Origin of the sequence: Hydrogenophaga sp. SNF1 (genome assembly GCF_034421675.1) — a bacterium.
In the GTDB taxonomy this organism is placed as follows: domain Bacteria; phylum Pseudomonadota; class Gammaproteobacteria; order Burkholderiales; family Burkholderiaceae_C; genus Hydrogenophaga; species Hydrogenophaga borbori.
Map to the genome: position 1 here is coordinate 3552224 of NZ_CP139793.1, position 13246 is coordinate 3565469.

Consider the following 13246-nt stretch of genomic DNA (forward strand, 5'->3'; position numbering starts at 1 on the left):
GCTCAGCGCGCCGCGTCGAACTCGGCCTGCACCTCGGCGCGCAGCGCCTCGGACCAGGCGCGGCGGTCGCGCGCGCCGGCGCGCTGCGGTGTGCCGTAGCGCACCACGGCGCGCACCGTGTCCGAGCGCAGCGTGCGCCACACCGACGCGACCAGGGTGTCGTCGCCGATGAACACCGGGCCCGGGTGCGGCTGGCCACTGCTGCGTTCCAGGTAGCGCAACGCCACCGGCTGCACCGGCGCGCTGGCCGATATCGCGGCCTGCAGCAGGTTGGCGTGGAAAGGCAGCAGCTGGGCGCCGTCGCCCGTGGTGCCTTCGGGGAACACCGAGACGGTCTCGCCCTCTCGCAGCCGCTCGGCCATGCGGTGCACCACGCGCAGCGCATCGCGCCGGCTCTCGCGTTCGATGTAGAGCGTGCCCGCGCCGGTGATGAGCGAGCCCAGCAGCGGCCAGCGCTGCACGTCGGCCTTGGACACGAAGCGGCTCGGGTGCGCGGCGTTCATCACCAGGATGTCGAGCCAGGAGATGTGGTTGGCCACCATCAGCACGGCGCCGCGCGCGGGCGGCTGGCCTTGCACGTCGAGCGCGACGCCCATGATGGCCAGCATGCGGCGCGACCACTCGCGCACGATGAGCTGGCTCTGCGCGTGCGTGAGGCGGCCGAACTCGCTGCGGATGATCCATAGGCCGCGCAGCACGTGCAGCACGGCGCGCAGGGCGCGCCAGGCCGCGCGCAGCTGCCCTCCCCGGAGGCGCACGCCCCCGGCCTGGCCGTGCGGCGCGTTCACGCCGGCGCCGCCACGCCCTCGGCCGCGTGCGCGATCTGCCCGCCGACCAGCGTGGCGCGCACCGACACCGGCATCTCGTGGCCTTCGAACGGTGTGTGCCGGCCCTGGCTGCGCAGGGCCGCGGGCGACACGGTCCAGGGCGCGTCGGGGTGGAAGACCAGCACGTCGGCCGCGCCGCCCACGGCGAGCTGGCCCACGCTGGCCTGCAGCGTGCCCAGGCTGGCGCCCAGCACGCGCTGTGGGCCGTGCGTGAGCACCGCCAGCGCCTGCATCAGGCCCAGGCCGTCCTGCTGCGCCCAGGTGCAGGCCAGGCCCAGCAGCAGCTCCACCGCGCTGGCGCCGGGCTCGGCCTCGGCGAACGGCAGGGTCTTGGCGTCGCTGTCCACCGGGTTGTGGTCCGACACCAGCGCGTCGATGGTGCCGTCCGCCAGGCCGGCGCGCAGGGCGTCGCGGTCGCGCTGCTGGCGCAGCGGCGGCTGCAGGCGAAAGCGGCTGTCGTAGAAGCCGATGTCCACGTCGGTGAGGTGCAGGTTGTGCACGCTCACGTCGCAGCTGACGGGCAGGCCCTCGGCCTTGGCGGCGCGCACCAGGTCCACGCCGGCCGCGCTGCTGAGGCGGCACAGGTGCACGCGCGCACCGCCCTTGGTGGCGCGCATCAGCTCGAACAGCGTGTGCAGCGCGATGGTCTCCGCCGCGACGGGCACGCCGGCCAGGCCCAGGCGCGTGGCCAGCGGGCCGCTGGCGGCCACGCCCTTGCCCAGCCACAGGTCCTGCGGGCGCAGCCACACGGTGTAGCCGAATGTGGCCGCGTACTGCAGCGCGCGCAGCAGCACCTGGGTGTTCTGGATGGTGGTTTCGGCCTGGCCGAAGCCCACGCAGCCGGCCTCGGTGAGCTCGGCCATCTCGGTCAGCACCTCGCCGGCCAGGCCGCGCGTGAGCGCGCCGAGCGGGAAGACGCGCGAACGGTGCAGCTTCTCGGCGCGGAACTTGAGCATGTCCACCAGGCCGGGCTCGTCGAGCACGGGCTCGGTGTCGGGCGGGCAGACCAGCGAGGTGACGCCGCCGGCCACCGCCGCCGCGGTCTCGCTCTCCAGCATGCCGGCGTGCTCCTGGCCGGGCTCCTTCAGGCGCACGGACAGGTCCACCAGGCCCGGCGCGACCACGCAGCCACCGGCGTCGATGGTGCGCGCCGGGTGGAAGTCGGCGGCGACGCGGCCGATGGCGATGATGCGCCCGGCGGCGATGGCGACGTCGGCCATCTCGTCGCGGCCGCTGGCCGGGTCGATCACGCGGCCGTTCTGGATCAGGATTTTCATGCGGGTGTCACCTTGGAATCGCGGTGCCGGACGGGATCGATCAGCTCGCGCAGCGCGGCCACCAGGGCCTCGCATTCGGCCGGCGAGCCGATGGTGATGCGCAGGTGCTCGGCGATGCGCGGCTGGCTGAAGTGGCGCACCAGGATGCGGCGCTCTCGCAGGTCCTGCTGCAGCCGGGCCGCGCCGTGGCGCGGGTGCCGCGCGAGCAGGAAGTTCGCGCTCGAGGGCAGGCAGTGAAAGCCCAGGGCCTGCAGCTCGCGCGCGAGCCATTCGCGGCTGTCGACGATGCGCCGCGTGAGCGAGGCGAAGTGCGCCTGGTCCTCCAGCGCGGCCTGCGCGCCGGCCAGCGCCACGCGGTCCAGCGGGTAGGAGTTGAAGCTGTCCTTGACGGTGCTCAGCGCCCGGATCAGGTCGGCGTGGCCCAGGGCGAAACCCACGCGCAGGCCCGCGAGCGCGCGCGACTTGGACAAGGTCTGCACCACCAGCAGCTGGGGAAACTCGTCGATGAGCGACACGGCGCTCTGCGCGCCGAAGTCCACGTAAGCCTCGTCCACCACCAGCACCGAATCGGGGTTGCGCTGCAGCAGCCAGCGGATCTCGTCCAGGGGCAGCGCGATGCCGGTGGGCGCGTTCGGGTTGGGCAGCACGATGCCACCGTTGGGCTGCAGGTAGTCGGCCACCCGCACGCGGAAATCGGCGTCCAGGGGCACGGGCTGGCAGGCCACGCCGTAGAGCGCGCAGTAGACCGGGTAGAAGGAGTAGCTGACATCCGGCACCAGCACCGGCCGGCCGTGGCGCAGCAGGCCCATGAAGGCGTGCGCCAGCACCTCGTCCGAGCCGTTGCCCACGAAGACCTGCTCCACCCGCAGCCCGTGCTGCGCGGCGATGGTCTGGCGCAGCGCCAGCGCCGAGGGATCGGGGTAGAGGCGCAGCCGCTCGTCCACCGCCTCGGCCATGCGCCGCAGCGCCAGCGGCGAGGGCGGGTAGGGGCATTCGTTGGTGTTGAGCTTGATCCAGCCCGTGCCCTGCGGCTGCTCGCCGGGCGTGTAGGCGCTCAGCCCGCGCAGGGCCGGGCTCCAGAAGCGCGTGTCGGGGTCGGGCGCGGGCGTGCTCACGCTTCGTTGCCCGCGACGATGGACATCACCGCCATGCGCACGGCGATGCCGAAGGTGACCTGCGGCAGGATCACGCTCTGCGGACCGTCCACCACGGCGGAGTCGATCTCCACGCCGCGGTTGATGGGCCCCGGGTGCATGACGATGGCGTCGGGCTTGGCCCACTTCAGGCGCTCGGGCGTGAGGCCGAAGCTCTTGAAGTACTCCTGGCTGGAGGGCAGCAGCGCGCCGCTCATGCGCTCGTTCTGCAGGCGCAGGGTGATGACCACGTCGCAGCCCTTGATGCCCTCTTCGAGCGTGTGGCACACGCGCACGCCCATGTGCGAGAGATCGCTCGGCACCAGGGTGCGCGGGCCGACCACGCGCACGTCGGGGCAGCCCAGGGTGGTGAGGGCGTGGATGTCGGAGCGCGCCACGCGCGAGTGCAGCACGTCGCCCACGATGGCCACCGACAGCTGCGTGAAGTCCCGCTTGTAGTGGCGGATGGTGTACATGTCGAGCAGGCCCTGCGTGGGGTGCGCGTGGCGCCCGTCGCCCGCGTTGACCACGTGCACGTGCGGGGCCACGTGCTGTGCGATGAGGTAGGGCGCGCCCGATTCGCTGTGGCGCACGACGAAGATGTCGGCCGCCATGGCGCTGAGGTTGGCGATGGTGTCGAGCAGCGACTCGCCCTTGGCGGTGGAGCTGCGCGCGATGTCGAGGTTGATGACGTCGGCCGACAGCCGAGTGGCCGCGATCTCGAAGGTGGTGCGCGTGCGTGTGCTGTTCTCGAAGAACAGGTTGAACACGCTCTTGCCGCGCAGCAGCGGCACCTTCTTCACCTCGCGGTTGCTCACGCTGGTGAAGCTGGCCGCGGTGTCCAGGATGTGCGTGAGGATGTCGCGCGACAGGCCTTCGGTGGAGAGCAGGTGGATGAGCTCGCCGTTTTTGTTGAGCTGGGGGTTGCGGGCGGGGGTCATGTTTGGCTTTCCAGCACGAAGCGCAGGCGGCCGTCGCCGTCGCGCGCGAGTTCGAGCGACTGGCCGGCGGGCACCTCGACACGCGCCATGCTCAGCTGCGCCTCGATCGGCAGCTGGCGTCCGCCGCGATCGACCAGCACGGCCAGGCGCACGCTCGCGGGGCGGCCGTGGTCGAAGAGCTCGTTGAGCACGGCGCGCAGCGTGCGGCCGGTGTAGAGCACGTCGTCGATCAGCAGCAGGCTCGCGCCGTCCACCTCGAAGGGCAGCCGGGTCTGCACGCTGCTGGCCAGGCCACGGCGCGCGAAGTCGTCGCGGTGCATGACGGACGAGACCACGCCGCAGGCGCCGGGCTGTTTCAGGTCGGCGTGCAGGCGCTCGGCGATCCAGGCGCCGCCGGTGGCGATGCCCACGAGCCGCGTCGCGGGCTCGGCCTCCAGCACGGCCCGCACGCGCGTGAGCAGTTGCGCGTAGAGCGCTTCGGCATCGGGTGGGGTCAAGGCAGGCTCCTCAGGAACTGTTCCAGGATGATGCAGGCGGACGCGGCGTCGGCGTCCCGCGCGCCCTGCGCGTGCGCCTCGGTGGTGCTGTATCGCTCGTCCACCTCGAACACGGGCAGGCCATGGCGGCCGTGCAGGCGGCGCGCGAACTTGCGCGCCATGGCGGTGTTGGCGTGCTCGGCGCCGTCGGGATGGAAGGGCACACCCACCACCAGCGCGTCGGGCGCCCACTCGCGGATGCGCTCGGCCGCGCGCTCCAGGCGCGCGTCGCCGGTGGCCACGATGGTGGGCTGCGGCGTGGCGCTGCGGGTGAGCCGGTTGCCGCTGGCCACGCCGGTGCGGCGCTGGCCCAGGTCGAAGGCCAGGAAGGTCTGCAGCGTGGCGGCGACTTCGGGCATGGCCGGCTCAGGCATGGCCGGCATCGGGCGAGAGCATCCAGGGCTGCTGCAGGCCCAGCAGGGCCATGGCGCGGTCGTAGCGCTCGGCCACCGGGGCCTCGAAAATGATCTCGATGTCGGCCGGCACGGTGAGCCAGGCGTTCTCGGCGAGCTCGGATTCGAGCTGGCCCTGGCCCCAGGAGGCATAGCCCAGCGAGACAAACACGCGGCGCGGGCCGGCGCCGGCCGCCATGGCCTCGAGCACGTCCTTGGAGGTGGTCATTTCCAGGCCGCCGGGGATGGACAGCGTGGAGGCGTAGACCGACTCGCCGTCCTGCTCGGGGTTGACGGCCTCGTGCAGCACGAAGCCGCGCTCGGTCTGCACCGGGCCGCCCTGGAACACGGGCAGGTCCATGAGGTCTTCGCGCGACAGCGGCAGCTCGACCTTCTCGAACAGCTTGGGCAGCAGGATGTCGCTGGGCTTGTTGATGACCAGGCCGAGGGCGCCGCGTTCGCTGTGTTCGCACATGAACACCACGCTGCGGCCGAACAACTCGTCGGTCAACCCCGGCATCGCGATCAGGAAATGATGGGTCAGGTTGGTCGGAGCAAAATCGGCGGCCATGCGTGGATTCTATGTCCCGCCCCCCGCCCGCCCGGCTTCGCCGGTCACCTCCGCCCACCACCGCCCATGAGCCATTTCGACACCGGCCTGATGTGGTTCCGCCGCGACCTGCGCGCCAGCGACAACGCGGCCCTGCACCACGCGCTGCGCCACTGCCGCCAGCTGTGGTGCGTATTCGTGTTCGACCGCGACATCCTGGACCCGCTGCCGCGCGCCGACCGCCGGGTGGAGTTCATCCGCGAATCGCTGGTGGCGCTGGACGCGCGGCTGCGCGAGCTGGGCGCCGAGCACGGCCGGCCGGGCACCGGCCTGATCGTGCTGCACGACCAGGCCTCGCGCGCCATCCCCGCCCTGGCCGAGCGCCTGGGCGTGCAAGCCGTGTTCGCCAACCACGACGACGAGCCCGCCGCGCTGGCGCGCGACGCCCAGGTGCTGGGCGCGCTGGCGCACCAGGGCGTGCTGCTGCGCACCCACAAGGACCACGTGATCTTCGAGCGCCGCGAGGTGCTCACGCAGTCCGAGCGGGCCTTCGGCGTGTTCACGCCCTACAAGAACGCCTGGCTCAAGGCACTCACGCCCTTTCACCTCAAGGCCTACCCGATCGCCAAGCACGCGGGCGCCCTGGCGCCCTTGCCCGAAGGCCTGTCGCGCCCGGTGCCCACGCTGGCGGAGATCGGCTTCCAGCGCACCAACCTCTCGCAGCTCGCCCTGCCCACCGGCGAGGACGGCGCGCACCAGCTGTTCGACGACTTTCTGCAGCGCATCGACCGCTACGACGAGGCGCGCGACTACCCGGCGGTCAAGGGCCCCAGCTACCTGAGCGCGCACCTGCGCTTCGGCACCGTGTCGGTGCGTGCGCTGGCGTCCATCGCGCACGGCCTGCACGCCCAGGGCAACCCGGGCGCCAGCACCTGGCTGTCCGAACTCATCTGGCGCGACTTCTACCACCAGATCCTGGCCAACTTTCCGCACGTGGCGCAGCGCGCCTTCAAGCCCGCCTACGACGCCGTGCGCTACGAGCACGGCAAGGCCGCGGACGCCCTGTTCCAGGCCTGGTGCGAGGGCCGCACCGGCTACCCGCTGGTGGACGCGGCCATGGCGCAGATCCTGCAGACCGGCTACATGCACAACCGCCTGCGCATGGTGGTGGCCAGCTTCCTGGTGAAGGACCTCGGCATCCACTGGCAATGGGGCGAACGCTACTTCGCCGAGCACCTGATCGACTTCGACCTCGCGGCCAACAACGGCGGCTGGCAGTGGGCCAGCTCCAGCGGCTGCGACGCGCAACCCTGGTTCCGCATCTTCAACCCCGTCACCCAGAGCGAACGCTTCGACCCGCAGGGCCGCTTCATCCGGCGCTACCTGCCCCAGCTCGCCGGCCTGCCCGACGCGGCGATCCACGCGCCCTGGAAGGCCAGCCCCGTGGAGCTGGCCGCCGCCGGGCTGGTGCTGGGCGACAACTACCCCCTGCCGCTGGTGGACCACGCGCAGGCCCGCGAGAAGACCCTGGCGCGGTATGCGGTGGTGAAGGAGCAGGGCAACGCCTGATCAGGCGTCGGCGGTGGCCCGGGCGTAGCGCGCCACCAGCACCAGCAGCTCGTCTTCGGAATAGGGCTTGCCCAGGTAGTGGTCCACGCCCAGTTCGCGCGCGTGCTCGCGGTGCTTCTCGGCGATGCGCGAGGTGATCATGATCACCGGCAGATCGGCCAGGCGGGCGTCGGCCCGGATGTTGCGCACGAGGTCGAAACCGTCCATGCGCGGCATCTCGATGTCGGACAGCACCACGGCCGGGCGCTCCATCTGCAGCCGCTCCAGCGCCTGCAGGCCGTCGGCCGCCAGCGTCACGCGGTAGCCCTCGCGCTGCAGCAGGCGCTGGGTGACGCGGCGCACGGTGATGGAGTCGTCGACCACCAGCACCAGTGGCACGCTGGCCAGCGCGGCGTCCGCGCCCGCGTCGCCACCGGTGGCGACGCGCTCCGTGGCCTGGGGCAGGGCCGCCTGCTGGCGCACCCACTCGGGCACCTGCGGCCCGTACACCGTGGACAGCGCCACCGGGTTGTAGATCAGCGCCACCGCGCCCGAGGCGAGCACCGACATGCCCGCCAGGCCCGGCAGCCGCGACAGCTGCGCGCCCAGGTTCTTGACCACGACTTCCTGGTTGCCCAGCACCTCGTCGACGTGCATGGCCAGGCGCTGGGACGCGCTGCGGAAGACCACCACCGGCAGCGTGCGGTTCTGCGGCTCCTGCGACTGCGCCGTGGACTGCAGCAGGGCACCGCTCCAGAAGAAGGGCACGTCCTCGTCGCCATGGCGCATGTGGCCGCTGGCGTAGGCCGCCTGCAGCTCGGCCGGCGGCACGCGGCGCACGATCTCCACCAGGTTCGACGGCACGCCGAACGTGAGCTCGCCCGCGCGCAGCATCACCACCTGCGTGACCGCCGTGGTCAGCGGCAGCACCAGCTTGAACGAGGTGCCCTGCCCGGCGCGCGTGGCGGTCTCGATGCGGCCACCGAGCGCGAGCACGTCGCTGCGCACCACGTCCATGCCGATGCCGCGCCCGGCCAGCTCGGAGACTTCGCGGGCCGTGCTGATGCCGGCCTCGAAGATGAGCTGGGCGGCGTGCTCGTCGTCGATCACTTGATCGGGCGCCAGCAGGCCGGCCTCGCGGGCCTTCTCGCGCAGGCGCTCCAGGTCGATGCCGCCACCGTCGTCGGCGAACACCAGCGAGACGTCGTTGCGCTCCTGGTGCAGCTCGATGTCGATGCGGCCTTCGGCCGGCTTGCCGCGCTGCTCGCGCAGCTCGGGCGATTCGATGCCGTGGGCCACGTGGTTGCGCAGCAGGTGTTCGAAGGTGCCGGTCATGCGGTCCAGCACGCCCCGGTCCATTTCGATGTTGCCGCCGGTGATGTCCAGGCGCACCTGTTTGCCGGTTTCCTTGGAGGCCTGGCGCACCACGCGGTACAGGCGTTCGGAGATGCCCTCGAACTCCACCATGCGCGTGCGCAGCAGGTCGCGCTGCAGCTCGCGCGTCTGGCGCGCCTGGGCCACCAGGTTGTCTTCGGTCGCCTCCACGGCGCGCTGCAGGTTGCGCTGCAGCGTGGCCACGTCGTTCACCGACTCGGCCATCATGCGGGTGAGCTCCTGCACACGGGTGAAGCGGTCGAACTCCAGCGGGTCGAAGGCCTGCACGTGGTCGCGGGCCTGGGCCAGGCGCGATTGCATCTGCGTCTCGGCCTGCAGCTCGATGTCGCGCAGCTGCTGGCGCAGGCGGTCCAGGTTGCCCGTGAGGTCCTTCAGCGAGGTGCGCAGCGTGACGACCTCGGCCTCCATGCGCGAGCGCGAGATGATCACCTCGCCGGTCTGGTTGACCAGGCGGTCGAGCAGCTCGGGGCGCACGCGCACGGCGGCCCCGCCGCGCGTCGCCAGCTGGGCCGGCGCGATGGGCGCGACGAAGTGGGCGCCCAGGCCGCTGGTCGCGGCGGCCGGCGCGGCCGGCACCGCGGTCTCAGCCACGGGCTGCGCCTCGGGCGCGGGCTGCGCCAGCGCCTCGGGCGCGGACTGCACCACGGCGCCGGTCTGGGCGTCGGGATGCCGCAGGGCATCGAAGCGCGCCACGATGGCGTCGAAAGCGCTTTGCAGCACTTCCAGGTCGCTGGCGCGCTGCACGTCGGAACCCAGGCGCTCGGCCGCGGTTTCCATGCGGTGGGCCATTTCACCCAGGCGCAGGGCGCCGGCCAGGCGGGCACTGCCCTTGAGCGTGTGCAGCCCTCGCAGCACCTCGGCGCGCGCGCCGCCGTCGTCGGGACGGGCGCTCCACTGGCGCAGGGCCGCGCCCATCTGCGGCAGCAGTTCCTGGGCCTCTTCCTCGAAGATGGGGAACAGGTCGACATCGATGGTGTCGACCGCGTCGATGTCGTCGTCGATGTCCTGGTGGCCGCCGTGCGCCGCTGCGGCGCGCACCGGCTCGGGCGCGGCGGGCAGGTCCCACTGGGTCACGGGACCGGCGCTGGTGTCCAGGGCCTCGTCGGCCGCCACGGGCGGCGACGCCGGCTCGGGCGGCGCGGGCTCGTCGTCGGCCGGCAGCAGCTCGACCTCGTCGCTGACGGTGAGGAACACCTCGTCGTCGGCCGTGGCGGGCGCGGCCGCTGGCGGTTCGCCAAAGGCCAGCGGGTCGTGCACCACCTGCACCAGCGACTGCAGCACGAAGGGATCGGCCTCCTTCAGGAAACCCGCCGCGAACTGGTGCAGCAGGCGGCGGATGTCTTCGCCGGCGTCCACGAACAGCTGGCCCAGCGCGGCCGGCGCCTGTTGTCCTTCGCGCTGGCGCGCGGCGACCGAGCCCAGCGCGTGCTCCAGCGCACGCGCGACGCCCGACAGCGACTCGAACCCGACGGTGCCCGAGCTGCCCGCCAGCGAGTGCGCGAGCGCCTCGGCCGACTCGGGCACGGGCACATGGGTCTCCATGGCCCACTCGGACAGACTGGTGCCCAGCCGGCGGGACCACTCATCGGCCTCGTTGAGGAAGACGTTGTAGAGCTTGTGGCCAATGCGCAGCGAGCCGATTTCGCGCACGGGCTCCTCGGCGGGGGCACTCACCAGGGGCACCGGCTCGGCGGGCGGCAGCGGCGCCGGCGCCGTCAGCTCGATTTCCTGGATGTCGGCAAAACCGGACTCGACGGCTTCGCGCGGGAAGTCTTCCAGCTGGTCGAACTCCGGCGGCACCAAGGGCGCGGCCACCGGGGGCTGGGGCAGCGCCTCGGCCGGCGTTGCCTGCGCGGCCTCGGCGGCGGGCGCGTCGGCCTCGGCGGCCTCGGGCGCTTCGGCGTCGGCGGGCGCTTCGGCGGTCGCGGGTTGCGCGACGGCCGCCAGCAGGTCGAGGTCGATGTCGGCGAGCAGCGGCACCTCGAGCGCGGCCTCGGACAAGGGCTCGGGCAGGGGCAGGTCGCCGAAGCCGGTGGAGGGCGCGGCCGCGTCGGCCGCCGGCGCCTGGAGCGGCGGTTCGGCCTCGGGCCCTGACGGCTCGTCGTCCAGCGCGATGTCGAGGGGCTCCTGCGCCACGGTGGCGGGCGGCGCCTGCAGGGGCAGCCACACGCCCTGGGCCTTCAGCGCCTCGGCGCTGGCCCGGAAGGGCTGCGAGCGCCAGGCGGACGCTTGCTGGGCCGCGATGTCCTGCACCCAGCGTTCGAATTGATCCAGGGCCTCGCCCGACAGGCCCAGCAAGGCTTCGCTGGCGGGCCGCTGCTCGGCCAGCACGGCGTTGAGCAACTGCTCCAGGGCCCAGGCCGCCTCGCCGAATTCGTTGAGGCCGACCATGCGGGAGCTGCCCTTGAGCGTATGGAAGGCGCGGCGCAGCGTGGTCAGGTGGTCGAGATCGGAGGGCTGCTCGTGCAGGTGCGAGACCGCTTCGCGGCCATTGGCCACGACCTCGCGCGCCTCCTCCAGGAAGATGTCGAGCAGGTCGTCTTCGTCGGTGTCGTCGGCCGGCGGTGCATCGGCAGGGGCCGAGGAGGCGTCGGGTGCGGCGGCCTCGGTCAACCCAACCAGCGCCTGCGCGCCCATCGCGGCGTCATCGCGCACCACGGCTTCGGCGGCCTCGCGCGCGGCCTTGGCCACGGCCGGCTGTTCGGCCAACGCGGCCTGATCGGCGAGCGAATCCAGCTGCTGGCTCAGGCCACTGAGGTCGTCCAGTCCCCCAAAAACGCTGTCGACCACGCGGCGCACGCCCGCCTGCAAGGCCTCGGCGTCGCTGCGGGCGGGCGGCGAACGGTCGCGGCCCACGCTGGCGCGCCCCATGAGCGGGACCAGACCGCCCTTGTCCTCATCGAAGACGAAGAGCTTCTTCGCCAGCGCCGGCTGGTAGCTCAGCATGTCGACCAGGAAGCTCAGCGCGCTCAGGTTGTCGCCGAGCTGCTGGAAGGTGCCGGCCTCACGGGCCAGGGCCTCGTCGACCTCGGTGTCCAGAATCTGTTCGACGCTGCCGCGCATGCGGGTGACGGCCTGCACCGCGTGGTCCAGGCCCAGCACCGACAGCACGCCGCGCATCTGGGCCAGCTGGGTCACCGCCACGTGCAGGCCCGCTTTTTCCTGCGGCTGGCGGAAGAACTGGTCGAGCGATTTTTCGACCTCGCCCAGCGACACCTTCAGCTCGTCAACCACACTGCCCATGGTCTGGCGGTCGCTGACGCGGCGGTAGAGCTGCTCCATCCACCCGTCCAGCGGGCGGGCCGCCTCGCCGTCGATGACGCTGCCCAGGCGCTGCGCCAGGTCCTGCGTGCGCGCCGCGAGCTCGGGCTCGGCAGGATCGAAGTCTTCGAACGCGGCCTCCAGGTACAGGGTGGTCGTGGCCACTTCCATGGCGAGTTCGGGGCGCACGCCGCCGGGCTCGTTCACGGCGCGATCGGCCGCCTTGACCAGCGCCGCCGCGAGCGGCGCGCTGGGCGGGTGCAGCTTGAGCAGCGACTCGCCGATCAGGCCGAACTGGTCGCCGACCTGGCGGGCCCGCGCGTGGTCGCCGCCCGCGAACAGGGACCAGGCCTCCTTGGCCGTCTGGATGCGCTTGCGGGCCTGCGCCAGCACGGCGGGGTCGTAGCGGCCCAGCGTGGCCTGGTGGTAGTCGGCCGGGCGGTAGCGCTGCAGGCCATAGGTTTCGCGCACGGCGCCCAGGTGCTGGGTGGCGGCCGCGTCGGCGGGCTGGCTCTGCGCGCAGAAGAACAGCAGGTCGTGCAGCAAGGTTTCCGACACCTGGCCGGTGCCGGAGGCCATCTGGCCGAACTGCATGAGCAGTCGCGACGCCGCCCGCTTCACGTACACATCGAAGGGCAGACCAGGCCCGCCCGCGGCCTCGAAGAAGGCCGCCGCCACGCGCCAGAACGTGCGCTGGCGCGGCTCCGCGGCGGCGGCGGAAATGCCGCCGCACAGCTTGGCCAGTTGCTGGCAGGCCGCCGCGCTCTGCGTCTTGACGACGAGCAGGATCAGGCGGTCGAACAGCGAACGGACCGCCGGGCTGACATCGAGCGGCTTGGCGCCCGGCGGCGCCGGCATGTCGATCGCCCGGTGATCAAAATCCCAGAGATCCGAGGGATGCACGCGCTCGGCGCCCGCGAGCTCCAGCACCTCGCGGTACTGCTGGAACAGCGCCACCGGCTGCACGGGCTTGTGGTTGAGCACCGCCTCGAGGTACTCGACCAGGGCGAAGCTGGCGCGCTCCACCCGGCTGGCGGCCTGCTCGTCGCAACTGGCCGGCTTCTGCACGAAGCGCTGCACCGCCGACTCCATGCCACGCAGCACCTGCGCGGGCGCCCCCAGGCCGACCACCTCCAGTGCCCCCACCGCCTGGTGCAGCTGCTGTCGGGCCATGCGCAGGGCGGCCGGGTCCACCGCCTCGAGGTCCCCATGGCGCGACTGCTCGTTCTCGCGAACGAAACGCCGAATGGCCTTGTTGGCCCCGTCGAGCGACTTGCGCAACTCCTCGAAGACCCAGGCCAGGGGCCCGAGGTCGGTGGTGGGCAAGTCCTGCAGAGCGGATTCGGTCGCTTCGGTCATGGGCCTCCCTGATGGGTTCCAGCGGTC

At 72.3% G+C, this 13246-nt stretch carries 9 protein-coding genes; 1 reads left to right on the top strand and 8 read right to left on the bottom strand.

The window, feature by feature from the left end:
- Positions 1 to 2 precede the first annotated feature (2 nt).
- The 7 genes from SOM08_RS17095 to SOM08_RS17125 are packed head-to-tail and all read right to left on the bottom strand — an operon-like array spanning position 3 to position 5677.
- A complete protein-coding gene (locus SOM08_RS17095) occupies positions 3 to 788 on the bottom strand; it encodes a lysophospholipid acyltransferase family protein (RefSeq protein ID WP_245980968.1) in 786 nt (261 codons plus the stop codon).
- Entirely contained in the window at positions 785 to 2104 is a 1320-nt protein-coding gene (locus SOM08_RS17100) for a dihydroorotase (RefSeq protein ID WP_116959339.1), read from the bottom strand. The genes SOM08_RS17095 and SOM08_RS17100 overlap by 4 nt, the downstream gene beginning before the upstream one ends.
- Positions 2101 to 3219 (bottom strand): histidinol-phosphate transaminase, encoded by a 1119-nt coding sequence (gene hisC / locus SOM08_RS17105; RefSeq protein ID WP_322469365.1) that lies wholly within the window; start codon positions 3217 to 3219, stop codon positions 2101 to 2103. Before hisC ends, SOM08_RS17100 begins: the two co-directional genes overlap by 4 nt.
- Positions 3216 to 4178 carry an aspartate carbamoyltransferase catalytic subunit gene (locus SOM08_RS17110; protein ID WP_116959335.1) on the bottom strand — a complete coding sequence of 321 codons (963 nt, stop codon included), beginning with the start codon at positions 4176 to 4178 and terminating at the stop codon, positions 3216 to 3218. Before SOM08_RS17110 ends, hisC begins: the two co-directional genes overlap by 4 nt.
- On the bottom strand, positions 4175 to 4675 hold the full coding sequence (gene pyrR / locus SOM08_RS17115) for a bifunctional pyr operon transcriptional regulator/uracil phosphoribosyltransferase PyrR (RefSeq protein WP_116959333.1): 501 nt from the start codon (positions 4673 to 4675) through the stop codon (positions 4175 to 4177). Before pyrR ends, SOM08_RS17110 begins: the two co-directional genes overlap by 4 nt.
- Positions 4672 to 5097 (bottom strand): Holliday junction resolvase RuvX, encoded by a 426-nt coding sequence (gene ruvX / locus SOM08_RS17120; RefSeq protein ID WP_116959331.1) that lies wholly within the window; start codon positions 5095 to 5097, stop codon positions 4672 to 4674. The genes pyrR and ruvX overlap by 4 nt, the downstream gene beginning before the upstream one ends.
- Positions 5081 to 5677 carry a YqgE/AlgH family protein gene (locus SOM08_RS17125; protein ID WP_116959329.1) on the bottom strand — a complete coding sequence of 199 codons (597 nt, stop codon included), beginning with the start codon at positions 5675 to 5677 and terminating at the stop codon, positions 5081 to 5083. The genes ruvX and SOM08_RS17125 overlap by 17 nt, the downstream gene beginning before the upstream one ends.
- Before the next feature lie 66 nt (positions 5678 to 5743).
- Here SOM08_RS17125 and SOM08_RS17130 point away from each other — a divergent pair, with 66 nt between their 5' ends.
- The gene (locus tag SOM08_RS17130; protein WP_116959327.1) at positions 5744 to 7225 is read left to right on the top strand and encodes a cryptochrome/photolyase family protein; all 1482 of its coding nucleotides are present in this window, start codon (positions 5744 to 5746) and stop codon (positions 7223 to 7225) included.
- Here SOM08_RS17130 and SOM08_RS17135 read toward each other — a convergent pair whose 3' ends face one another.
- Positions 7226 to 13219 (bottom strand): Hpt domain-containing protein, encoded by a 5994-nt coding sequence (locus SOM08_RS17135; RefSeq protein WP_322469366.1) that lies wholly within the window; start codon positions 13217 to 13219, stop codon positions 7226 to 7228. It lies immediately after the preceding gene.
- Positions 13220 to 13246: the final 27 nt, after the last annotated feature.